At 72.1% G+C, this 22,182-nt stretch carries 27 protein-coding genes and 1 riboswitch; of the genes, 16 read left to right on the top strand and 11 right to left on the bottom strand.

Going from position 1 to position 22,182, the window contains the following annotated elements:
- Nucleotides 1-13: 13 nt before the first annotated feature.
- On the bottom strand, nucleotides 14-547 hold the full coding sequence (locus PSD17_RS25585; RefSeq protein WP_339124894.1) for a hypothetical protein: 534 nt from the start codon (nucleotides 545-547) through the stop codon (nucleotides 14-16).
- 245 nt (nucleotides 548-792) lie between these two features.
- Complete coding sequence (locus tag PSD17_RS25590; protein WP_132975286.1) at nucleotides 793-1,332, bottom strand: hypothetical protein; 540 nt, start codon at nucleotides 1,330-1,332, stop codon at nucleotides 793-795.
- Between the two features lie 300 nt (nucleotides 1,333-1,632).
- Between PSD17_RS25590 and PSD17_RS25595 the strand changes: the two genes are divergently transcribed.
- The 3 genes from PSD17_RS25595 to PSD17_RS25605 are packed head-to-tail and all read left to right on the top strand — an operon-like array spanning nucleotide 1,633 to nucleotide 3,817.
- Nucleotides 1,633-2,493, top strand: a complete 861-nt coding sequence (locus tag PSD17_RS25595; protein ID WP_339124896.1) for a heavy metal-binding domain-containing protein — start codon at nucleotides 1,633-1,635, stop codon at nucleotides 2,491-2,493.
- A 41-nt stretch (nucleotides 2,494-2,534) separates the two neighbouring features.
- Nucleotides 2,535-3,368, top strand: coding sequence for a heavy metal-binding domain-containing protein (locus PSD17_RS25600; RefSeq protein WP_013673604.1), 834 nt, complete (start codon nucleotides 2,535-2,537; stop codon nucleotides 3,366-3,368).
- 11 nt (nucleotides 3,369-3,379) lie between these two features.
- A complete protein-coding gene (locus tag PSD17_RS25605) occupies nucleotides 3,380-3,817 on the top strand; it encodes a hypothetical protein (protein ID WP_339124898.1) in 438 nt (145 codons plus the stop codon).
- A 12-nt stretch (nucleotides 3,818-3,829) separates the two neighbouring features.
- On the opposite strand, the gene PSD17_RS25610 is transcribed toward PSD17_RS25605, so the two are convergent.
- Nucleotides 3,830-4,795, bottom strand: coding sequence for an AraC family transcriptional regulator (locus tag PSD17_RS25610; protein ID WP_103382416.1), 966 nt, complete (start codon nucleotides 4,793-4,795; stop codon nucleotides 3,830-3,832).
- 393 nt (nucleotides 4,796-5,188) lie between these two features.
- Between PSD17_RS25610 and PSD17_RS25615 the strand changes: the two genes are divergently transcribed.
- The 12 genes from PSD17_RS25615 to PSD17_RS25670 all read left to right on the top strand — a co-directional run bounded on the left by PSD17_RS25615 (nucleotide 5,189) and on the right by PSD17_RS25670 (nucleotide 13,029).
- A complete protein-coding gene (locus PSD17_RS25615) occupies nucleotides 5,189-6,211 on the top strand; it encodes a DJ-1/PfpI family protein (protein WP_339124900.1) in 1,023 nt (340 codons plus the stop codon).
- 1 nt (nucleotide 6,212) lies between these two features.
- On the top strand, nucleotides 6,213-6,644 hold the full coding sequence (locus tag PSD17_RS25620; protein WP_339124902.1) for an ester cyclase: 432 nt from the start codon (nucleotides 6,213-6,215) through the stop codon (nucleotides 6,642-6,644).
- A gap of 12 nt (nucleotides 6,645-6,656) precedes the next feature.
- Nucleotides 6,657-7,157 carry a nuclear transport factor 2 family protein gene (locus tag PSD17_RS25625; protein WP_339124904.1) on the top strand — a complete coding sequence of 167 codons (501 nt, stop codon included), beginning with the start codon at nucleotides 6,657-6,659 and terminating at the stop codon, nucleotides 7,155-7,157.
- 16 nt (nucleotides 7,158-7,173) lie between these two features.
- Complete coding sequence (locus tag PSD17_RS25630; RefSeq protein ID WP_103382412.1) at nucleotides 7,174-8,700, top strand: toluene monooxygenase; 1,527 nt, start codon at nucleotides 7,174-7,176, stop codon at nucleotides 8,698-8,700.
- On the top strand, nucleotides 8,697-8,978 hold the full coding sequence (locus tag PSD17_RS25635) for a toluene-4-monooxygenase system B family protein (RefSeq protein ID WP_103382411.1): 282 nt from the start codon (nucleotides 8,697-8,699) through the stop codon (nucleotides 8,976-8,978). Before PSD17_RS25630 ends, PSD17_RS25635 begins: the two co-directional genes overlap by 4 nt.
- Nucleotides 8,979-8,992: 14 nt before the next feature.
- Entirely contained in the window at nucleotides 8,993-9,310 is a 318-nt protein-coding gene (locus PSD17_RS25640; RefSeq protein ID WP_103382410.1) for an MmoB/DmpM family protein, read from the top strand.
- A complete protein-coding gene (locus tag PSD17_RS25645; protein WP_013673613.1) occupies nucleotides 9,307-10,314 on the top strand; it encodes a toluene hydroxylase in 1,008 nt (335 codons plus the stop codon). The genes PSD17_RS25640 and PSD17_RS25645 overlap by 4 nt, the downstream gene beginning before the upstream one ends.
- A gap of 89 nt (nucleotides 10,315-10,403) precedes the next feature.
- Complete coding sequence (locus PSD17_RS25650; protein ID WP_339124910.1) at nucleotides 10,404-10,751, top strand: Rieske 2Fe-2S domain-containing protein; 348 nt, start codon at nucleotides 10,404-10,406, stop codon at nucleotides 10,749-10,751.
- Nucleotides 10,752-10,778: 27 nt separating this feature from the next.
- Complete coding sequence (locus PSD17_RS25655; RefSeq protein WP_339124912.1) at nucleotides 10,779-11,987, top strand: NAD(P)/FAD-dependent oxidoreductase; 1,209 nt, start codon at nucleotides 10,779-10,781, stop codon at nucleotides 11,985-11,987.
- Nucleotides 11,987-12,361 carry a large ribosomal subunit protein uL22 gene (locus PSD17_RS25660; RefSeq protein WP_041759381.1) on the top strand — a complete coding sequence of 125 codons (375 nt, stop codon included), beginning with the start codon at nucleotides 11,987-11,989 and terminating at the stop codon, nucleotides 12,359-12,361. Before PSD17_RS25655 ends, PSD17_RS25660 begins: the two co-directional genes overlap by 1 nt.
- Before the next feature lie 30 nt (nucleotides 12,362-12,391).
- Nucleotides 12,392-12,721 (top strand): metal-sulfur cluster assembly factor, encoded by a 330-nt coding sequence (locus tag PSD17_RS25665; protein WP_339124914.1) that lies wholly within the window; start codon nucleotides 12,392-12,394, stop codon nucleotides 12,719-12,721.
- A gap of 11 nt (nucleotides 12,722-12,732) precedes the next feature.
- A complete protein-coding gene (locus PSD17_RS25670) occupies nucleotides 12,733-13,029 on the top strand; it encodes a putative quinol monooxygenase (protein ID WP_013673618.1) in 297 nt (98 codons plus the stop codon).
- Between the two features lie 9 nt (nucleotides 13,030-13,038).
- Here PSD17_RS25670 and PSD17_RS25675 read toward each other — a convergent pair whose 3' ends face one another.
- From PSD17_RS25675 to PSD17_RS25690, 4 genes are all read right to left on the bottom strand, one after another.
- A complete protein-coding gene (locus PSD17_RS25675) occupies nucleotides 13,039-13,275 on the bottom strand; it encodes a helix-turn-helix domain-containing protein (protein WP_041759382.1) in 237 nt (78 codons plus the stop codon).
- Nucleotides 13,276-13,755 carry a DUF2975 domain-containing protein gene (locus PSD17_RS25680; protein ID WP_013673620.1) on the bottom strand — a complete coding sequence of 160 codons (480 nt, stop codon included), beginning with the start codon at nucleotides 13,753-13,755 and terminating at the stop codon, nucleotides 13,276-13,278.
- A 54-nt stretch (nucleotides 13,756-13,809) separates the two neighbouring features.
- Entirely contained in the window at nucleotides 13,810-14,961 is a 1,152-nt protein-coding gene (locus PSD17_RS25685) for a 5-aminoimidazole-4-carboxamide ribonucleotide transformylase (protein WP_339124919.1), read from the bottom strand.
- 30 nt (nucleotides 14,962-14,991) lie between these two features.
- A riboswitch (ZMP/ZTP riboswitch) is annotated at nucleotides 14,992-15,079 on the bottom strand.
- 12 nt (nucleotides 15,080-15,091) lie between these two features.
- The gene (locus PSD17_RS25690) at nucleotides 15,092-16,759 is read right to left on the bottom strand and encodes an FAD-binding dehydrogenase (protein WP_339124921.1); all 1,668 of its coding nucleotides are present in this window, start codon (nucleotides 16,757-16,759) and stop codon (nucleotides 15,092-15,094) included.
- A gap of 193 nt (nucleotides 16,760-16,952) precedes the next feature.
- Here PSD17_RS25690 and PSD17_RS25695 point away from each other — a divergent pair, with 193 nt between their 5' ends.
- Entirely contained in the window at nucleotides 16,953-18,689 is a 1,737-nt protein-coding gene (locus tag PSD17_RS25695) for a thiamine pyrophosphate-binding protein (RefSeq protein ID WP_339124922.1), read from the top strand.
- A 108-nt stretch (nucleotides 18,690-18,797) separates the two neighbouring features.
- Here PSD17_RS25695 and PSD17_RS25700 read toward each other — a convergent pair whose 3' ends face one another.
- The 4 genes from PSD17_RS25700 to PSD17_RS25715 are packed head-to-tail and all read right to left on the bottom strand — an operon-like array spanning nucleotide 18,798 to nucleotide 22,085.
- Entirely contained in the window at nucleotides 18,798-19,214 is a 417-nt protein-coding gene (locus PSD17_RS25700; protein ID WP_339124924.1) for a nitrile hydratase accessory protein, read from the bottom strand.
- On the bottom strand, nucleotides 19,211-19,840 hold the full coding sequence (nthA, locus tag PSD17_RS25705; protein WP_013673625.1) for a nitrile hydratase subunit alpha: 630 nt from the start codon (nucleotides 19,838-19,840) through the stop codon (nucleotides 19,211-19,213). Before nthA ends, PSD17_RS25700 begins: the two co-directional genes overlap by 4 nt.
- Complete coding sequence (gene nthB / locus PSD17_RS25710; protein WP_339124926.1) at nucleotides 19,837-20,541, bottom strand: nitrile hydratase subunit beta; 705 nt, start codon at nucleotides 20,539-20,541, stop codon at nucleotides 19,837-19,839. The genes nthA and nthB overlap by 4 nt, the downstream gene beginning before the upstream one ends.
- Nucleotides 20,538-22,085, bottom strand: a complete 1,548-nt coding sequence (locus tag PSD17_RS25715) for an amidase (RefSeq protein ID WP_103382402.1) — start codon at nucleotides 22,083-22,085, stop codon at nucleotides 20,538-20,540. The genes nthB and PSD17_RS25715 overlap by 4 nt, the downstream gene beginning before the upstream one ends.
- Nucleotides 22,086-22,182: the final 97 nt, after the last annotated feature.

Genomic DNA, 22,182 nt, shown 5'->3' on the forward strand with positions numbered 1-22,182 from the left:
GGATGTCCTGCCGTCAGTGCTGCGCGTTGACCAGTTCGAGTCCGTTCGCGGCCTCCAGGACCGTGGAACCGGGCGTCGGGTTGATCGACGACTGCCCGTTCGGGAGGGTGATCACGGTCTTGCCGTTGGGGGTGCCGTCGTCGTACCAGGCCAGGGTCGCGGTGAAGTCGCCCTGCTCACCGGTGTTCTGGTCGATGACGCGGAACGTGAGCGTGCCCTGCGTGGCCGTCTTGCCCGCGACGTTCAGGGCGAACGGGATGTTCAGGTCGTCGGCGACCAGGACCTGACCGACCTTCGGCACGGCGGCCCAGGTGTTGTCGGCGTTCGTCGGGTCGGAGATGCCGGTGAGGACGAGCTGGTAGTGGGTGCTGGCGTCGGACACGAGGTAGGTGACGTTCTGCCGGGCCCCGACCTGCGAGGCGACGGCGGCCCGGGACACGGCGGCGGGGGTGTCGGTGGGGGTGGCGGCGGAGGCGACGCCGGCGCCGAGGCCGCCGAGGGCGGCGGCGGTCAGGACGACGGCGACGGACTTGGTCACGATGTTCATGGCGGGCTCCTTGGTCTGTGTTGTCGGGGCATCGGTCTCGGTGTGGGGCCGGTGTCCGTCGGGGGCGTTTCCCTGACCCGAGAAGCGTCTCTCCGGGCGGGGTCGCGGACCGTCGGGCGAGTGGTCGGTGCGGGGGTCGAGGTCGGGCTCCACCGATCGGCGGACGTGCCGGCCGGCCCGACGGAGCCGACGGCGAAAGGGCCGGACGGAGATCCGTCCGGCCCTGTCGTGTGCGTGGGTGGTGGTCAGGCGTCGACGACGGACAGGTAGTTGGGGCCGAGGTTGATCTTGACGTCCGACGGCGGGTTGACCGGGTTGGCGCCGACCCAGGTGCTCGGTCCGGTCTTGACGATCTGCGCGCCCAGCTTGCTGCCGTTGTCGAGCCAGGCGACGGTGGCGTCGAAGTAGCCGACCTTCCCGGTGTTCTTGTCCACGAGGTAGAAGTGCAGTGTGCCCTGCTCGGCGGTCTTGCCGGTGGTGTTCAGGTCGACGTTTGCGCTGCCGCCGGCCGGGCTGAGCAGCTCGCCCGCGGGCGGCCGGCCCTCCCAGGTCGCGTTGGTGTTGTCGGGGTCGGACGTGCCGAGGAGCTCCAGGATGTAGTGGCTGGTGCCGTTCACGAACTGGAACTCGGACTGCGTGTCGCCGAGCTTCTGCTGGCCGACGGCGGCCTGGGACACGGCGGCGGGGGTGTCGGTGGGGGTGGCGGCGGAGGCGACGCCGGCGCCGAGGCCGCCGAGGGCGGCGGCGGTCAGGACGACGGCGACGGACTTGGTCACGATGTTCATGGCGGGCTCCTTGGTCTGTGTTGTCGGGGCATCGGTCTCGGTGTGGGGCCGGTGTCCGTCGGGGGCGTTTCCCTGACCCGAGAAGCGTCTCTCCGGGCGGGGTCGCGGACCGTCGGGCGGACGGCCGGTGCGGGGGCCGACGCCGGGCACCGTCGATCGGTGGACGACGGCGTGGTCCGACCCGCGGTGCAGCCGGTCCGGTGCGGATTTCCGGGCATCGGGGACGAGGCCGGGCGAACCGCGCCGTGACGTGGGGCGATCCACCCCATCGGGCACACGGTCACGGCTACTGTCGGGCGTGTGGCCGAGTGGGACGGGCAGGGGCTGCCGCCGGTCGCCGCCGAACGCGTGCGCCGCGCCGCGGCAGGCGGGGCGTGGACGTCGCTGCTCACGGCACCGGCCGCCGCTGCGCTCGAGGTCGCCGGGTTCGACCCCGTCGGCGAGGTCATGGGCAGCATGGTGCAGCGCATGGGCTGGCAGGGTTACCGCGGCTGCGGCGGGTACGGCTGGGGCGGGGTTCCGACGACGATCACGTCGTCGGACGGCAACCGCTTCTCCGGGTTCGCGCCCTACGTGCAGGCGCTCTACACCGGCCACGGCACGGCGATCGGCCGGCTGGTCGCCGAGGCCGCGGCGATCGGCGCGGACGGGGTCGTCGGCGTGCGGCTCGCACAGGAGCCGATGTTCGGCACCGCCCACGAGTTCACGGCGATCGGGACCGCGGTCCGCGCCCGGTCCCGCACCCGCCCCGGTCGGATCTTCACGACGGTACTGCCGGCCCCGGACGTCACCGCGCTGCTGCAGGCCGGGTGGGTGCCCGTGCAGATCGTCTACGGCATCTCCGTCGCGCTGCGTCACGACGACTGGGCCACCCGCTCCCAGGCGTCGTGGGGTGCGGGGAACGTCGAGGTCAGCGGGTACACCGACCTGATCGGCACCACCCGTGCCGACGCGCGGCGGCTGCTGCGCGACGCCGTCCGCCGCACCGGTGCCGACGGCGCGGTCCTCGACGACATGACGCTGTCGGTGTGGTCGGTCGAGCCGGCGGAGAACCATCGCGACCACGTCGCCGAGGCGACCGTCTTCGGCACCGCACTCGGCCGCTTCCACGCCGGGGCGGCGGCGCCCACCCGGACACTCACCTACCTGCCGCTGCGCTGACCAGCGCCGAGCAGGTCCGCAGCACCGATCTGGAGGACCGCGTGACCGCCGACCCGACCGAGCTGGGCATCCCCGAGGACGCCATGCGGCGGCTCGCCGAGATGCGCCCCGGGCAGGCGACGAGCCTGTTCACCTCGGACCTCTCGGTCAACGAGTTCCTGCTGGTCCGCGAGGCCGGTTTCCGCCCGTTGGGGCTGGTGCTCGGGTCGAGCATCTACCACGTCGGCTTCCAGATGGGCCGGTGGAACAGGAACCAGGAGCTGACGGTGCTCTCCCAGGCGATGTACCACGCCCGGGAGCTGGCGATGACCCGCATGGAGGCCGAGGCCGACCAGCTCGGCGCGGACGGCATCGTCGGCGTCCGGCTGGACATCGAGTTCAAGGAGTTCGGCTCCGACCTCGCGGAGTTCATCGCCGTCGGCACCGCGGTGAAGGCCGACGCGCCCACGACGCCGGACGGCTACGGCTGGCGGAACAACCGGAACCAGCCGTTCACCTCCGACCTGTCGGGCCAGGACTTCTGGACGCTCGTGCAGGCCGGGTACGCGCCGCTGGGCATGGTGATGGGGTCGTGCGTGTACCACGTCGCCCACCAGCGGTTCTGGCAGGCGATGGGCAACATCGGGCAGAACGTCGAGCTCCCGCAGTTCACCGAGGCGCTCTACGACGCCCGCGAGCTCGCGATGAGCCGCATGCAGGCCGAGGCCGAGCAGCTGCACGCCGAGGGCATCGTCGGGGTGCAGCTGCGCTCGCACGGACACCGCTGGGGCGGCCACACGACGGAGTTCTTCGCGATCGGCACCGCCGTGCGGCCGCTGCGTGCCGACCACACGATCGCCACCCCGCAACTCGTGCTCCCGCTGACGGACCGGTAGAACCTGTGTCCGTGACGGAACCGGGCGGGGGACCGAGCGGGCTCGGCCCGATGGGCGACGTTCAGCTGCTCGCGGCGATGCTGCGCAGTGACCGCGCCGACGTGGCGTCCTACGCGCGGTTGCTCGCGGGCGCGCTGGCCGGTGCGCTGCCCGCCGGCATGGTCGAGGTCGAGCACCGGCGCGGGCTGACCGACCGGATGGCCGGGCGCGAAGGACGTCCCGTCGCGGTGCTGGTCCACGGCCAGGACCGCGACCTCGAGCTGCGCGAAGGTGCCCGCGGCGCGGTGGAGGGCGAGATCCGGCAGGTCGTGCGGGGGGTGGTGATCAGCCGCCGGGCCGTCGGGGTGGACCTGTGGCTGGAGGCGCTTGCCGTCGACCTCACCCGCATCGCGGCCCGCGACGCCGCCGCGCGGGAGGCGCTGGGCCGGTTGCTGCGGCCCGGGCCGTAGGCCGGCGTCGCCTCACTCCGGCGACGTCGAGCGCGTGATGTTGAACGCGACGCTGTTGCGTTGCGACTCGGCATAGGCCCGCGGCGTGACCCCGAAGTGTCGTTTGAACTCGTTGATGAAGTGGGACAGGCTCGTGTACCCGACGCGGCGCGACGTCTCGCTGGCGGTCAGGTGCTCCTCGACGAGCAGGACGCGCGCGCGGTCGAGCCGCATCCGCTTGAAGAACTGGTAGGGCGACATGCCCGTGACGTCGCGGAACATGTGGGCGAAGGCCGACGGGCTCATCGACACGTGCTCGGCGAGCTCGGCGACCGTCACGGGCTCGTCGATCCGGGAGTCGAGGTAGCTGATGACGTCGGACACGGGATTGCGGTCGATCTCGGCCGCGGCCGCGGCGATGAGCCGCTCGCACTGCTCGGCCTGCAGGATCCGGTAGACGACCTCCTGCAGGTAGATCGGGGCGAGTACCCGACGGTCGGAGCCGCGCCCGACGGCCTTGACGAACCGCAGCGCGGCACCGAGAAGGTTCTGGTCCAGCGGCGAGACCCGCGCCGGCTCGGGCCGCTCCGGTCCGGCCCCGCGGAACACGGTGGTGGACCGGTCGAGCATGTCGGCGGAGATGCGACGCACGATGGTCGGGTCGATCTGCAGGACCAGCGACAGGAAGGGCTTCTCGACGCTCGCCTCGAGAATCTCCGCCTGGAAGCGCATGGTGCGGTTGAGGATCAGATAGCTGAACGGGTCGTAGTGGTAGGCGGCACCGTCGACGGTGACGCACTTGCGGCCCTGCACGACGATGCACAGCGACAACGAGCTCACGTCGTCCCACTGGGGAGCCGCGGGCTCGACGAACCGGTAGAACGTCAGGCCCGGCCAGTCGCACGGGTTCGGGCCGATCGCGGACGTCCGCTCGGCGAACGTGGCGATGAGGTCTCCCGCGCTGAGCCGTTCCTCGGGAGACAGCTCGAAAGTCGTCATCCCTGCCTCCCGCCGTCGGGTTGCTCCGGACAGAGCAAACCATCAGCGGTGGGCGCTGCGCCAGCGGCCTGCGCCGTCCGGGCCCGCAACTCGTCGCGGATCGAGTGTCCGCCGGTACCGACGATTCCGGAATTCGTTGTCCCGCTTCCCCTGCTAAGCGATCGCTTATTGTCGTATTGCGCTCCGCAGTGTCGCCGGACAGTGGCGGATCCCGCCCGTGCGACGCGGTCGTCGCCGGATCGACACAGCTCAACGAGTCCGTCGGTCGTCGGCGGCGAGCATGCAGGATCACGCAGATCCGCCGCAGGAACGCAACTAACGGACCCGGCGCGCGGTCCGTAGGGTTTCGCGTCACCGACACGCTGCCCACCAATGAGGCTCGGGAGCAGGTTCATGTCACCACGATTGTTGTTCCTCGTTTCCAGTGCCCGGGAAATCGTTCTTGCCGACGGCAGGGCGCACGTCACCGGGTACTTCGCCGACGAGGCACTGACCCCCTACCGCAGGTTCGCCGACGCGGGTGTCGAGGTCGTCGTCGCGACCCCGGACGGTCGACCGCCACTCGCCGATCCATATGGGCTCGAGCCGTTCTTCCACTACGTCGACGAGGACCAGGACTTCCTCGGCACGGTCGTCCGTTCGTTCCACCACGACGTCGACGACATCCGGGTCACTCTGCATCACCTGACCGAGCTGGACCTCGCCGCGTCGCGCCGGATCTTCCTCGCCCTCACCGAGGCCGGGCTCCCCGCCGACGAGGCACGCGCCCGGGTCAACCGCGCAGCGAAGATCGCCTGGCAACGGGACCGCCGGCTGGGCCCGGTGCTCGTCGAGGAGGGGCTTGCCGCGCCGCTCGGTCCCGAGCGGATCGGCGCGCTGGTCGCCGACACCGAGGCGGCCGCGCGGGCCGAGGCCGCCGACATCGCCGCGGCGCTCGCCGAGCTGCCGGACTTCCGCGCGCCTGCCGACCTGTCCGCGATGACCGACGCGGAGCTGGCGGGGTTCGACGCCGTGTTCGTCCCCGGTGGCCACGGCCCGATGGTCGACCTGGCCGACAACCCCGATGTCGGCCGGTTGCTCGGGATCCTCCAGGAGAAACACGCCACCGTCGCCGCACTCTGTCACGGACCGGCCGCGTTGCTGGCGGCGGGCGGTCGCGACGACGGGCAATGGCTGTTCGAGGGATACCGGCTGACGTGCTTCACCGACGAGGAGGAGGACCAGACCAGGCCGGGTTCGGTCGGGATGCCCTGGGTGGTCGACACCGCTCTGAAGAACTGCGGCGCCGTGCTCGACGACGCGCCGGCGGCCTGGACATCCCACGTCGTCGTCGACCGCAACCTCGTGACCGGCCAGAACCCGATGTCGGCCGATGCTGTCGCCGACGCCGTCCTCAAGTCGTTGGAGGTGCTCTGAGATGGCGGCGGACGCGGGTGCGGTGGTGGCGGCCTTCCTCTCCGCTGTCGCCGACCACGACCTCGACGGGGCGTTCGCGCTGGTCGCCGACGACGCCGACGTGCGCCTACCGGCCGCCGGGGTGAACGGGGACGCCGCCGCGGCGCGCGGGTTCCTGCACGCCACCCTCACCGCGTTCCCGGACCTCACGGTACGGGCCCGGCGCACCGTCGTGGCCGGGGACGGCACCGTCGTCGTCGAGCTGACGTTGGAAGGCACCCAGGCGGGGGACTACCTCGGCGTCGTGAACCAGGAGAAGCACCTCGACGTCGACGAGGGCTGGTTGTTCCGGGTGCGCGACGGGCGGATCACCGCGATCCACGGCTACTGGTGTCAGAACCAGGTGTACCGCCGGCTGGCGGTCAGACGCCTCGACCAACCGGCCATCGTCTGAGGGAGCCACGACATGACGCTGGACACGACACCCGATGTGACCGGGTCCGACGCGACGAACGCGACCTCCGGACGGACCCCTGGTGTGGTGGTGACCGCTTTCTTCGACGCCTACCGCCGCCACGACGTCGACGGCATGGTCGACCTCTGCAGCGACAACGCGGAGTTCAGCTACGTCCCGTTCGAGGCGTGGGGCAAGCAGCGGGTGCTGCGCGGTGACGGCAAGGTCCGCACCATCGGCAAGGCGATCTGGGCGGGCCTGATCCACGCCTTCCCCGATCTCACCGTCGACGTGCACGCGATCGCCGAGAGCGCGACGGGCGACGTCGTCGCCGAGGTGACGATCGGCGGCACCCAGGCCCTGCCGTGGGGCGCCATCGCCAACCGTGGCCGGCACTACGACGAGCCCCACCTGTTCGTCTTCAGGGTCGCCGACGGGGCCGTCGACGGCATCACGGCCTACTGGGACGGCGCCGGGATCAGCCGCCAGCTCGGCCATCTCGAGGTGGACTGAGCGGAAAGGGACAACGATGACGTTGCTCAAGCGCGAGGAATGGCAGCACCTCGTCCGGGACGTCGACTGGACGTACTCCTACGTCGACGACGAGGCGGTGTACCCGGAATGGCTGTCCGGGACCGGGAAGGTGCCGCGTGCGGCCTGGCGGACCTGGGAGGAGGACTACAAGGTCTCCTATCCCGAGTACGTCTCCACCCAGCGGGAGAAGGAGACCGCCGCGTACGCGGTGAAGGCGGCGCTGCAGCGGTCGAACGCCTTCGACGAGCTGTCCGAGGGCTGGAAGTCCTCGACGAAGATGCACTACGGCGGCGTCGCGCTCGTCGAGTTCGAGGCCGTCCTCGGCGAGCTCAAGATGGCGCGGTTCGGGTTGAACCCGGCGTGGCGCAACATGGCCGCCTTCGGCGCGCTCGACGAGATCCGGCACGCCCAGATCACGATGTTCTTCGGTCACGAGTTCGTCGGGCGTGATCCGCAGTACGACTGGACCCAGAAGATGTTCCACACCAACGACTGGGTCGCCATCTCGCTGCGCTCGCTGTTCGACTCGATGATGGTGACCAACAACGTGGTGGACCTGGCCATCCAACTGCCGCTCACGTTCGAGACAGGGTTCACGAACCTCCAGTTCGTGGCGCTGTCAGCGGACGCGCTGGAGTCCGGGGACGTCAACTTCGCCAATATGATCAGCTCGATCCAGACCGACGAGGCACGGCACGCTCAGCAGGGCGGCCCGACGCTGGAGATCCTGGTCGAGCACGACCCCGTTCGTGCCCAGTGGGTGATCGACAAGGCGTTCTGGGGGTCGGCCCGTGCGTTCGCGGCGTTGACCGGCCCGGCCATGGACTACTACACCCCCGTCGAGCACCGGAAGCAGTCCTACCGGGAGTTCATGGAGGAATGGATCATCGACCAGTTCATCCGGACGATCGAGGACTACGGGCTGCGCCGGCCCTGGTTCTGGGACGAGTTCATGAAGGGACTCGACACCTGGCACCACGCGCTGCACATGGGCCTGTGGTTCTGGCGGCCGACGATCTGGTGGCGTCCGACCGCCGCGGTGACCAAGGCCGACCGCGAGTGGCTGCAGGAGAAGTACCCCAACTGGGAAACCGTCTACGGCGACAAGTGGGACGTGATCATCGACGCGGTCAACGCCGGCAACGTCGAGGCGACGCTGCCGGAGACCCTGCCCTGGCTCTGCAGCCTGTGCCACCTGCCCTGCTGCAACGCCACCCTCGGCCGCGACGGCAGATGGCGGGTCCGTGACCACTCGCTCACCCACAACGGGGTCACCTATCACTTCTGCACCAACGGCTGCCGCCAGATCTGGTGGAAGGACAAGGACACCCTCAACAGCCCCACGGTGATCGACCGGTTCCTGGCCGGGGAGATCCAACCGATGGACGTCGGCGGGATCCTCAACTACATGGGGCTGACCCCGGACGTGATGGGTGACGACCCCGACTACGCCTGGGCGGCCGAGTACCGCGACCGCGTCACGACGACGCCGCTACAGGTGGCGGGAGGTGCGCAGGCATGAGCGAGTCCGTCACGGACGCCGCCGCCGAGCCTCAGCTCGTCCCGGTGAACGCCATCTTCCACACCGACTTCGTGCAGATCCTCGTGCCCGTGACGACCGCGGACACCATCGCCGAGGTCGCCGAGAAGGTCGCCTACCACGTGGAGGGCCGCCGGGTGCGCAAGCAGGACGCGCCCAAGGTCGTCTTCCACGGTGGGCGACGGCTCGACCCGCGGCTCACCGTGGCCGGCGCGGGCATCGGACCGCTCGACCACGTCCGTGTCGAGTACGACGTCTGAAGGGGGCGACCGACATGAACAACGCGGTGGGCCCGGTGTTCCGGATGGGCGATGAGGTCGAGCTCGTCGTCGCGGCCATCGAGGACGACAACCCGGACACCGAGATCGAGGTGACCGACCGTGGCGCCTACGTCCGGGTCGAGGCGTCGGACCGGTTGCGCGTCACACAGGAGTCGCTGCGTCGCCACCTCGGCCCGACCTTCGAGATCCGGCAACTGCAGACGATGCTCTCCGCGTTCAGCGGCCGCATCTCGACCACGAGCGAGGAGATCGTGTGGGAGTGGGGCGCGGGCCGTCGGGAGCGGCTCGCGCGGACAGGAGGCGAAGCATGAGCGGCGGTCCACGCAGGCGGCGGACCTGGAGCGCGTTCGGCGACGTGCGGCGGATGCCCAGCGACTACGAGGTGATGACCCACGACGCCAACTGGACCCTGCGGCCCAACCGGAAGGCGGCGTTCGAGCAGAACCCGTCGTCCCCGGCCAACCTCTGGTTCCACACCTACCGCGACGCCTCTCCGCTCCGGGTCGCCGAGTGGAACAAGTACCGCGACCCGGACCAGCTGGTCTATCGCACCTACGTCACGATGCAGTCCGACGCCGAGACCCGACTGGCCGGGGTCCTGGAGGAGTACGCCGCCGCCGGGGCGACCGAGGCGCTGTCCCCGGCGTGGGTGCGCACCCTCGCGACCGTGTTCACCCCGACGCGGTTCCCGCTGCACGCCCTGCAGCAGATCGAGGCCTACGTCGGCCATCTGGCTCCGACCTCCTACATCACGACCGCCGCCGCCTTCTCGACGGCGGACCTGCTGCGCCGGGTGACCGCCGTCGCCTACCGGACCCGCGAGCTGGAGCTCACCCGACCCGGGAGCGGTGCGGGACAGCAGGAGCGGCAGATCTGGGAGACGGAGCCGGGATGGCAGGGCGTGCGCCGGCTGGTCGAGACGGCCCTGGTCGCCTACGACTGGGGCGAGGCGCACACCGCGCTCAACCTGGTGATCCTCCCGACGCTTGACGCGGTGCTGCTCGACGGGTTCCGGGAGCTCGCGCGGGACAACGGCGACGAGCTCACCTGGTTACTGCTGGGCAACCTGGCCGAGGACGCCCGGCGGCGCGATCGGTGGGCGGGCGAGGTTGCGGCGTTCGCCGTGCGTGAGCGGCCCGAGAACGCCGACGTGTTGCGACGCTGGATCGACCGCTGGTCGCCGCGGGCCGACGACGCGGTCGCCGAGCTGGCGACGTTGCTGGAGACGCTTCCGGACCGGCCGTGCCCCGGGGGCGAGCTCCTCGGCGCGGCACGGGCCGCCCGACAGCAGTTGCTGGACGGAGCGGGCCTCTAGGGCCCGCCCCGGGACCGATCCATCGCGGTGTCGACGGCCGTCGCATCCGGCCGCCGCACCGCTCCGCGAGAGGACGTGACGTGGGTGCCGTGCCTGAGACGACCGCGGAGGGGTCCGCGACCGACAGCGTGGGCTCCTGGGCGAGAGCCCTCGACCTCGACGAGCTGTGGGAGGGCGAGATGACGGCCGTCACCGTCGGCGCGACCAGCGTGCTGCTGGTCAACGTCGACGGGCAGGTCCGCGCCTACGTCAATCGCTGCCCGCACCAGGAGTGGGCCCTCGACGAGGGCGACCTCGACGGCCGGACCCTCACGTGCAGCCGACACCTGTGGGAGTTCGACGTGCTCTCCGGCGAGGGCATCAACCCCGACAACTGCCGGCTCACGGGGTTGGACTGCCGCGTCGAGGACGGGGCGGTCCTCGTCCGGACGGGCTGAGTGATGCGCCGGGAAAGGATCGTGCTCGTGGGCGCGGGGCGGGCAGCGGCCGCCGCGGCGGCCACGTTGCGCCGGGAGGGCTTCGACGGCGATCTCGTCGTCGTCGGCGACGAGCCGCACCCGCCGTACCGGCGGCCCCCGCTGTCCAAGGCGTGGGACGGCGCGGCGCCGTGCGTCGACGACCTGCTGGTTCGCGACGCCGAGTGGTACGGCACGAACGCGGTCGAGCTGATCACCGGCACCCGCGCCGTCGCGCTGGACTGTGCGAGCCGGCAGCTGACGCTCGCCGACGGAGCCCGGCTCGGCTACGACCGGCTCCTGCTGGCGACGGGTGGCCGGCCCCGGCGCCTGCCCGGCGTGCGCGGCGACCGCATCCATCATCTGCGCACCGTCGCGGACGCCGCGGCGTTGCGCGAGCAGCTCGCCGGCGACGGCCCGCTGGTCGTGCTCGGCGGTGGGTTCCTGGGCTGTGAGGTCGCTGCCGCGGCCCGCGCGTCGGGCGTCGAGGTCACGATCGTGGAGATGGCACCGACCCTGTTGTCCCGGGCGATGAGCCCCGAGCTCGGTGACCTCTTCGCCGCGCTGCACAGGTCGCGGGGGGTGACGGTGCTGACCGGTGAGCGGGTCGACTCGGTGGTCCAGGCCGGCGACCAGGTCGTCGTGCGCACCTGCGCCCAGGTGCTCGAGTGCGCGGCGCTGCTGGTCGCGATCGGGATCTCGCGGTCCACCGAGCTCCTGGCGGGCACCCCGGTGGCCTGTGACGACGGCGTGCTCGTCGACGAGTTCGCCGCCACGTCGGTTCCCGGCGTGTACGCGGCGGGCGACGTGGCCGCCGCACACCATCCGCGGTACGGCAGGCGGGTGCGCGTCGAGCACGACGACAACGCCGTCCGGCAGGCGACCGTCGCCGCCCGCAACATGCTCGGTGCCCGCGACGTCTACGACGACCCGCACTGGTTCTGGTCCGACCAGTTCGAGCACAACCTGCAGATGGTCGGCTCGCCCGAGGGACACGACCGGTCCGTCGTCCGCGGCTCCCCCGGGGAGGGCGCGTTCTCGGTCTTCCACCTGCGGGGCGACCGGCTGGTCTCCGTGCTCGCGTTCGACCGCGGCCGCGACGTCGTCACCGGGCGCAAGCTCGTCGCCGCCGGGGCCACCGTCGCGGCCGAGCAGCTCGAGGACGACGCGGTCGACCTGCGCCGGCTGTTGCGCCGGCAGGGGGGAGGGCCATCGTGATGGAGGTCGAGCACACCACGGGCCGGGTGACGGCCCGGTCCACACAGGCCCGGGTCGCCGCGGACGTCGCGCGACGCGCCCTCGACCGGGTCGAGGGCATGGCCGCGACCGACGCGGTGCAGTCGCTGACCTTCTCCGCCGGCCACCTCTGCGAACCCGTCGCCCGCCTCATCGACGCCGCCCTCGCGCACGCCACCCGGGTACTGCACGTGCCCGCGGCGCTGTGCGTCGTCGAGTCGGGCGAGGTCGGGGAAGGGGAGACGGTGGTCCGGGTGCGACGCCAGGCCCACGGGCTGGCCACCTGGATCACCACCCGCACGACGTCGATCACGGTCGTGCTGAGCGTCCCGATACTGCACTCGGTCAGCGCCTGAGCAGCCCGTACTCGTATCGAGGAGGAACGAATGGACGAGCCGCCGGTGGGGCTGCCCTCCACCGAGAGGGTCACCGAACTCCTGCACGAGGTCATCGACCCGGATCTCGGGGTGAACGTCGTCGACCTCGGGTTCGTGCGCGACGTCGCCGTCGAGGGACCGGTCGTCCGCCTCGTCATGACACTCACGTCGCCCGCGTGCCCACTCACGGGCGTCATGGAGGACCAGATCCGGGCGGCGCTCGTGGCCGGTCCCGTCCGCGACGTCCGCGTCGAGTGGGTCTGGTCGCCGGCCTGGACGCCGGACCTGATCACCCCCGACGGCCGCGAACAACTGCAGGCCATCGGTTTCCGACTCTGAGAGGAGAGACGATGGCATTCGTCGTCGCCGCGACCTGGCGGGCCGTGCCGGGCGCGGAGGAGCGCATCGCGAAGATCATCGAGCTCCTCACCCCGCTGTCGCGCGCCGAGGAGAAGGTGCTGTTCTTCCAGGGCCAGGTGGACCCGGACGAGCCCGGTACCTTCCTGCTCTACGAGCAGTACGCCGACGCGTCGGGCTACGCCGACCACCGCGACACGCCGCACTTCCGGCAGTACGTGCTGGGTGAGGCGATCCCGCAGCTGGCGTCGCGGGAGGTACGGACCTTCCACACGATCGACCCGCGCTGACGTCGCCGCTCAGCCTCGCGCCGGGGTGTCGGCCGGCTCGTCCTCGTCGACGAACTCCAGCAGGTCGCCTGGCTGGCAGTCCAGCACCCGGCACATGGCCTCCAGCGTCGAGAAGCGCACGGCCTTGGCGCGCCCGTTCTTCAGGACGGCCACATTGGCCGGGGTGAGCCCGACCCGCTCGGCGAACTCCCCGACGCTCATCTTCCGCCGGGCCAGCTCGACGTCGATGCGCACGACGATGGCCACTCAGATCACCGCGTCGAGGTCAGTACGCAGTGTCGTGGCCTGGCGCAGCAGCGCGCGCAGCACGAGCACCAGCAGCCCGACGACGGTGACGCCCGTCGTCAGCAGGAGCAGCAGCATGGGCATGCCCGGGTCGTCGGCCTGGGTGAGGACGAAGACGTCCACGGCGACGAGCACGACCCAGCCCGCGCCGATCGCCGCGACGATCACGTCGACCCAGCGCATCGAGCTCTCGCTGAAGATCCGGTCCTGCTTCACCCGGGTGAGCAGCTGCCACGTCGCGACGATCACGACCTGCACGCACAGCAGCCAGAACACCGTCACCGCCGTCGCGGGCCAGCGCAGCGGGGCGTCGTGCGGGTTCTGCTCGGCCATGTACCGGAACTGCCCCGGCAGCGAGAGCGTCTGGAACACCAGTAGTACCCCGAAGAGGACCACGAGGAACACCCGGAGCGCGGGGATCGCTCGACGTTCGATCGTCATGCAGTGAGTCTCGACAAGCATCTATCGAATGTCAATAGATCGACTCGGCGTGCGTCAGTGGTGGAACAGCCGTGGCACGTCCGCGACGCGCGTGACGCGGTGCTCGCGGCAGGCCACGACGACGTCGGGCGAGCGCGTCGACCCGCCCGGTTCGGCGAGGTGCCGCACCCCGTGCCGGACCGCCTCGTCGACGTTGTCGCGGAAGGGGATCGCGCCGTCGGAGACGAACGCGACGTCGTCGAGGCGGCCGAGCCACGACGACCGTTCCCGCGGGGTCAGGAGCGTGACACCGCGGGTCACCGCCGAGAGCAGAGCGGTCTCCTGGGCGTCGAGATCACCCTCGACGACCCGCAGCCGCCAGTTCGTCCGCTCGGTGCGCGAGACACCCTCGACGAACGTCATGGACCGCACGGCCGGGTGCCGGCGCAGCCACCACTTGTCGGCCTTGGCGCCCGCGATGCGCGTGCAGTCGATGCGCGACTGCTGGCCCGCGCCGATCCCGATCGCCATCCCGCCACGCAGGTAGCCGACGGAGTTGGACTGCGTGTAGCGCATGGCGTGCAGCCCCAGCAGCAGGTCGGTGACCGCCTGCGGGGCGAGCGCGGGCGCGGCGCGGGTGAGCAGGTCGGCGGTCAGCGGGGCGTCGTCACGGGGCTGGACCAGGCGCAGTCCACCGACCTCGCGCACCTCCTGCGCAGGCGGCACGACGGCCGGGTCGGCCTCCAGCACGACGAACCGGCCGTCCTTCTTGGCGGCCAACGTCGCCACGGTCCCCGGCGCGTACCCGGGCGCGATGATGCCGTCGGAGGTCAGCCGGCGGACGAGGTCGGCCAGCTCGGCGTCGACCGGCTCGGAGACCGCGATCATGTCGCCGAACGACGCCCGCGGATCGGCGTCGCGGGCACGGACGTAGGCGCTGGTCAGTGAGCCGACGCTCGCCGCGTCGAGGCCGAACGTCTCGGCTGCGACGTCGTCGACCGGCCCGGCGAGCGCGACGCCCGCAGGCGATACGTGCTTGAACGACGCGCCGACCGGTGCCCCGCAGGACGCCGCGGCCTCGCGGACGAGGGCCCACGCGTTGACGGCGTCGAGCAGGTTGACCAGCGACGGTTCGCCCGACAGCACCCGAAGCGGGGGCCGGGCGGGATCGAGCGGCACGGCGCCGGCCGGCCGCTGGTGCGGGTTCATGCCGTGGCGCAGCAGCATGGCAGGTCCTCACGGTCGTACGGCGGGGGACCGGGGCACCCAGGCGGTCGACGCTCCGTGGACGTGCGCACGGTCGCTCCCCGGTGGTGCTCCACCTTCGCCGGTCGCGGCCGCCCCCCACCTTAGGCGATCACGCCGTGGCGACGGCCACCGCGCGCCCGGTCTGCCGTCCGGTGAACAGGCAGCCACCGAGGAACGTCCCCTCCAGCGAGCGGTAGCCGTGCACGCCCCCACCGCCGAACCCGGCGACCTCACCCGCCGCGTACAGCCCGGGGATCGGCTCACCGGCTGCGTCGAGGACGCATCCGGAGAGGTCGGTCTGCAGCCCGCCGAGCGTCTTGCGGGTGAGGATGTTGAGCCGCACCGCGATCAACGGTCCGTGCCTCGGGTCCAGGATCCGGTGCGGCGCCGCGACCCGCACCAGCCGGTCGCCGCGGTAGCGGCGCGCGCCGCGCAGGGCCGTGACCTGTAGATCCTTCGCGAACGGGTTGTCGATCTCGCGGTCGCGGGCGACGATCTGGCGCTCGAGCTCGGCCAGCGACACGAGCTTCTCACCGGTCAGCCGGTTCATCCCCGCGACGAGTTCCGGCAGCGTCCGCGCGACGACGAAGTCCTCCCCGCGCTCCATGAACGCCGCCACCGGCGCCGGCGCGCCGGAGCGGACCCGGCCCAGCGTCGCGCGGACGTCCTTCGCCGTGAGATCGGGGTTCTGCTCCGAGCCCGACAGCGCGAACTCCTTCTCGATGATCGTGCGCGTCAGCACGAACCAGGAGTGGTCGAAGCCGGTGTCGGAGATGGCCTTCAGCGTCGCCAGCGTGTCGAAGCCGGGGAACGCGGGTGCGGGGAAGCGGCGGCCGCGGGCGTCGAACCACATCGACGACGGTCCGGGCAGGATCCGGATGCCGTGCCGGTCCCAGATCGGATCCCAGTTGCGCAGGCCCTCCGTGTAGTGCCACATGCGGTCCCGGTTGACGACGCGCCCGCCCGCCGCCTCGGTGATCCCCAGCATCCGGCCGTCGACGTGCGCGGGCACCCCGACGACGACATCGCGCGGGGGCCGGCCCAGCCGCCGGGGCCAGTTCTCCCGCACCAGGTCGACGTTCCCGCCGATCCCGCCCGAGGTCACGACGACCGCCTGCGCGCTCAGCGCGAACTCCCCGGTCACGACGCGCGAGCTCGCGGTGCCGCGCGCGGCCGTCGACGGTTCGAGCACGGTGCCGCGCACGCCGTCGACCGTGCCGTCGGTGCTGGTCAGGGCGTCGACGCGGTGCCGGAACCGTAGCTCGACGCGTCCGGCGGCGGCGTGCTCGCGGACCCGTCGTTCGAAGGGGTCGACCAGCCCCGGCCCGGTGCCCCAGGTGACGTGGAAGCGCGGGACGGAGTTGCCGTGGCCGTCGGCCAGCCCGCCGCCGCGCTCGGCCCAGCCGACGACCGGGAACCAGCGCACACCCATGGCGTGCAACCACGCCCGCTTCTCGCCCGCGGCGAAGTCGACGTAGGCGCGGGCCCAGCGCAGCCCCCAGTGGTCCTCGCCCGCAGGGTCGTGCGGGTCCCGGTCGAACCCGGCGCTGCCGAGCCAGTCCTGCCAGGCCAGGTCGGCCGAGTCGCGGACGCCGAGGCGGCGCTGCTCCGGGGAGTCGACGAGGAAGAGCCCGCCGAACGACCAGTACGCCTGGCCGCCGAGTGCGGCGTCGGGCTCCTGGTCGAGCAGGATCACCCGCCGCCCGGCGTCGGCCAGCTCGGCGGCGGCGGCCAGCCCGGCCAGCCCCGCGCCGACCACGATGACGTCGGTGTCCACGGCGCCGAGGATGCCAGTCGGCGATCACCGGTCGCCGCGGGGCGCGCGTGGGACGGCGTTCTCGATCGTGGGCGTCGGTCCCCGGTGCGGGGTCCGGGCCGGAATCGGGCGAACGCGGTGCTATCGGGCTCGGCAGGGCGTCCCGGCGCTCGTAGTGTGGGGAACGGTATCCGCGCGGCGAGGGGAGCGGACGGTGCACGGAGGCGATCAGGTCGCCGATGTCCTCAGCGCGCAGGGTGTGCACGCGCTGTTCACGTTGTGCGGTGGCCACATCTCACCGATCCTCGTGGGTGCCAAGGCTCGTGGCATCCGGATCGTCGACACCCGGCACGAGGCGACGGCGGTCTTCGCCGCCGACGCCGTCGCCCGGCTCACCGGCCGGCCCGGCGTCGCGGCGGTCACGGCGGGGCCCGGGCTCACCAACACGGTCACGGCCGTGAAGAACGCGCAGCTCGCGCAGTCGCCGGTGGTGCTGCTGGGCGGCGCGGCACCGACGGTGCTGCAGGGCCGGGGGGCGTTGCAGGACATCGACCAGATGGCGCTGCTGCGCCCGCACGTCAAGTGGTCCTACGCCGTGCGCAGGGTGCGCGACATCGGTCCCGCCGTCGAGGAGGCGTTCCGGTCGGCACTGTCCGGGGTGCCGGGACCGGTGTTCGTCGAGCTGCCGATCGACCTGCTCTACGACGAGGTCGTCGTCCGGCAGTGGTACGGCGCCGCGCGCAGCGGGCGGTCGCTGGGGGAGCGCGCGGTGCAGACCTACCTCAAGGCGCGGGTCGCGCGGATGTTCAGCGGCGCCGGGCGCAACCGTCCCGGCCCGGCCGTCGACGTCCCCGCGCCCGTCCCGGCCCCGGACCGCGTCGCGGCGGCCGCCGCCGCGCTGGCGAAGGCGACCCGGCCGGTGATCCTCGTCGGGAGCCAGGCGATGGTCGCCCCCGGCGCGGCCGACCGGCTGGTCCCGGCCCTGGAGCGGATCGGCGCCCCGGTGTTCCTGTCCGGCACCGCGCGCGGGCTGCTGGGCGCCGACCATCCGTTGCAGGCCAGGCACAAGCGCCGGGAGAGCCTGAAGGCCGCGGACCTCGTCGTCCTCGCCGGCGTGCCCGCCGACTTCCGGCTCGACTACGGCAACCACGTCCGGCGTGGTGCCACGCTCGTCTCGGCCAACCGCAGCAGCGGCGACCTGCGTCGCAACCGGCGTCCCGACGTCGCGATCCTCGGTGACGCCGCGCTCGCCCTCGCCGGCGTCGCCGCCGCCCTGCCCGCCCGCGACGACGATGCCGCGCCGTCGCGCTGGCCCGAGTGGATGGACGTCGTACGCGGCCGCGACGCCGAGCGCGAGGCCGACATCGCGACGCAGGCCGAGGCCGGCACCGACGACGGCGTCGGCCCGGTGCGGATGTGCGTCGAGGTCGCGGCCGCGCTGCCGGCGGGCGCGATCATCGTGGGCGACGGCGGCGACATCGTGGCGACCGCGTCGTACGTGCTGCGCCCCGACGGCCCGCTGCGCTGGCTCGACCCGGGGGTGTTCGGCACGCTCGGCGTCGGGGCCGGGTTCGCGCTCGGCGCCGCGACGGTGCACCCCGACGCGCCGCTGTGGATCGTGTTCGGCGACGGGTCGGTCGGCTACTCGCTCTCGGAGTTCGACACGTTCGTCCGGCACGGCATCGGCGTGGTCGCCGTCGTGGGGAACGACGCGTCGTGGTCGCAGATCGCGCGCGAGCAGGTGGAACTGCTGCGCGACGACGTCGCCACGGTGCTGGCCCCGACCCGTTACGACCAGGTCGCGGCCGGGTTCGGCGCCGTCGGACTGCACGTCGACGACGCCGCCGAGCTGCCCGCGGCGCTGGCCAAGGCGAAGGCCGCCGACGGTCCGGTGCTCGTCGACGTCCGGCTGGGGCGCAGCGACTTCCGGAAGGGCTCGATCTCGATGTGAGCCCGGTCGCGGCGGGTCTCCCCGGGCGAACGAACGGCACGGTCGCGCAACTCGGTTGCGCGACCGTGCCGTTCGTTCCGCGTCGGGAGGGGCGCGAGCGGAGCAGGGTCAGCGGGCCGGGTCCACCGCCACGGGCTCGTAGTGCGGCTCGTGGTGGTTGCGCGCCCTCGGGGTCGCGAGGACCTCGCGGGTGCGCTCGTCGAGCGCCGCCTCGGAGAGCACGCCGTTGCCGGCGAGCACGGTCTCCAGCGCGGTGAGCCAGTGCTCGTAGTACGACCACGGCGCCGCGTCGGGGTCGCCGCCCTCGGCCTCCCAACGCCGGATCGACTCGATGAGCGACAGCTGGAACTCCGACCACTCGTACTGTCCGTTGTGGTAGGCCGCGACGGCCATCGCGAAGGCCCGCAGCTCCCACAGCTCCGCGAACGGCTCCTCCCCGGGCCGCGAGGGCAGCTCGGCGACCAGCGCCTCGACGCGGCGGCGCGCGTCGCCGAGCTCCGTCGCGTCGGGCCGGAAGCCCGTCACGGCGCCGGCACCACGCCGGTGCCGATCATCGAGTCGCGGGTGACGAGGGCGGCGAGGGCCTGCTCGTCCATGCCCTCGGTGCCGGCCGGGCGCAGCGGGAGCACCCAGTACCGCATCTCCGACGACGAGTCCCACACCCGCACCTCGACCGACTCGGGCAGGTCGAGCCCGAAGTCCTCGCGCAGCACCTTGCGCGGTTCGCGGACGATGCGCGAGCGGTACTGCGGGCCCTTGTACCAGTTGGGCGGCAGTCCGAGCACCGGCCACGGGTAGCACGAGCACAGCGTGCAGACGATGACGTTGTGGACGGTGTCGGTGTTCTCGACGACGACCATGTCCTCGCCCTGCAGGCCGCCGATGCCCAGCTCCCGGCAGGTCGCGGTGCCGTCGCGCAGCAGCCGTTCGCGGAAGTCGGGGTCGGTCCACGCCTTGGCGACGACGGCCGCGCCCAGCTGCGGCCCGACCTCGTTCTCGTAGATCTCCGCGAGCCGGTCGACCGCCTCGGTCGTCATGATCCCCTTCTCGATCATGATGGCCTCGAGTGCCTTGACCCTGGCGGCGATCTCCTCCTGGGTGCGGACGGTCGGTTGGCGGACGGTCGGCGGACGGGTCGGCGTGGTGCTCATGCGGCGCTCCCTTCGGTGCCGGCGGCCGGGACGATGTAGGGCTCCCAGACGTCGAAGTAGACGTAGCCGTTCGGCTCGGCGGCCTCCTCGCCCCACAGTTCGGAGTTGGTGAACCGCACGGTGTAGACGTGCTCGGGGGCGTCCCCGCCCCCGTTCCCCGCGCTGTCGGGGTAGATGAACGTGCCGTGGGCCAGCACGATCTCGCCGGTCCTGCCGCGGATGTACCGGGCGCGGCGGGTGTGCCCCAGCGGGCTGGAGTCGAGCACCCTGACCCGGTCGCCGACGGCGTACGCCGCCTTCTTGTCCGACTCCCTGGCGGCCGACGCACCGGCCTTCACGACGCCGTCGACGAACGCCATGAGGTCGGGGTCGGAGCGCTGCGGCAGCGGCGCGTCGGGGTTCTCGAGGTAGTACCTGGTGCGCTCCTCGATGTCGGCGGGATCGAGTACACCCTTCTCGACCCCGAAGTGCTCGACGGTGTGCGCCCAGTGTTCGTAGTAGGGCGAGAGCAGGTAGATCGCGGGGTGCATCTGCTCGATGCCGAACCGGAACTGGTCGACGCCGAAGAACCCGGCCCGGAACGGCATCGAGAACATGCCGAACGCGGCCTTCTCCCACTCCGCGTGGAAGACCGGTTCCTCCTCCTCGACGGGGACCGGGCCCAGGCCGTCGGTGCCCCCGAGGTCGTGCACGCCGTTCATGCCTGGCTCCCCGTGGTCGCGGCCGTGGGGGCCGGGAAACCCCCGACGGCCTGCTCGAACGTGTGGGCGACGCGCAGCGGTGTGGCGTCCTCGAACATCCGGCCGATGATCATCATCCCGACCGGCAGGCCCCCGGACAGCCCGGCGGGCACGGACGTCGCCGGGTGGCCGGTGACGTCGGTGACGCAGGTGTTGCCGATCATCTCCAGTGCCCGGGTGATGATCTCCTCGCGCGGCGCGTCGGGGCCGGGGATGGTCGAGGCCGTCATCGGCAGCGTCGGCATGACGAGGACGTCGTAGCGCTGCAGCGCCTCGTCGTAGGCCCGGCGCAGGTCGACCGCGAGGTTGCGGGCCATCGCGTAGTGCCTGCCGTGCTCGGAGGCGAGGCCGTAGCCGCCGGCGAGCAGCACGAACTTGACGGTCTCGGAGAACTCGTCGGGCCGGGCGCGCCACTGCCTGCCGTAGTGCGCGATGAGCTCCGGGTCGTACTCGCCCTGCCAGTTCATGCCGTAGCCGTTGGCCTCGACCATCTGCGCGGCCGCGCCCTCGGTGGCGATGACGTCCCAGATACGGGCGCCGTGCAGGTGCCACGGCACGGAGACGTCCTCGGCGTCCAGGCCGGCCTCGCGCAGGATGTCGACGGCGGCGCGGACGGTCGCGTCGACACCCGGGTCGGAGTTGGCGTGGCCGAAGCCCTCGGTGACGACGCCCACGCGCAGCCCGGCCGCGGACCGGGCGAGCGCGCCGGAGTAGTCGTCGGTGACCAGGCCCGCGGGCTGGCGCGGGTCGAGCCCGTCGGGACCGGCGATGACGTCGAGGACCAGCGCGGCGTCGGCGACGGTGCGCGTCATCGGTCCGAGATGGTCGATGGTCTGTTCGATCGGGAACGCGCCGGTGTAGGGCACGAGCCCGTGCGTCGGCTTGTGCCCGACGATCCCGCTGTAGGCGGCCGGGATGCGCACCGACCCGCCCTGGTCGCCGCCCGTCGCGAGGTCGACGACGCCGCTCGCGACGAGCGCCGCGCTGCCGCTGGACGACCCGCCCGCCGACCGCGTCTCGTCCCACGGGTTGCGGACGGGGCCGGTGCGGGAGGTGTGCGACCCGCCGGAGAAGCAGAGGTCCTCGCAGACGGCCTTGCCCGCGATCGTCGCGCCGGCGGCGAGCAACCGGGTGACGATCGTGGCGTCGCGCCTCGGGACGAAGCCCTCGACGGTCTTGGAGCCGTTCATCATCGGCACGCCCGCCACGGCGGTGTTGTCCTTGATCGCGACGGTGCGCCCGGCGAGCGGCCCGTCGGCGGCGCCCCGGATCTCGGTGGTGACGTACCAGGCGTTGTAGGGGTTGTCGGCGTCGTCGGGCCGCTGCCAGGACCGTTGCGGCACAGCGGGCGCGGTCGCGGAGTAGAGCTCCTCGACGGCGTCCCACGAGGCGAGCAGCCCGTGCACGAAGGGTTGGAACGAGTCGAGGTCGGCAGGGGAGAGGGAGAGACCGTATCGGGCGGCGGCCGCGGCCAGCGCCTTCTGGTCGGGAGGTGGTACCGCCATCGCAGACTCCTCGCGGTAGGGGTACCGAAGGAGCCTATGGACGTGATCAAAACGCGTCAACCTGTCGAGGCATATCGACGCATTTCGGCGTGGGCAG

This window comes from Pseudonocardia sp. D17, assembly GCF_036984265.1.
In the GTDB taxonomy this organism is placed as follows: Bacteria; Actinomycetota; Actinomycetes; order Mycobacteriales; family Pseudonocardiaceae; genus Pseudonocardia; species Pseudonocardia benzenivorans.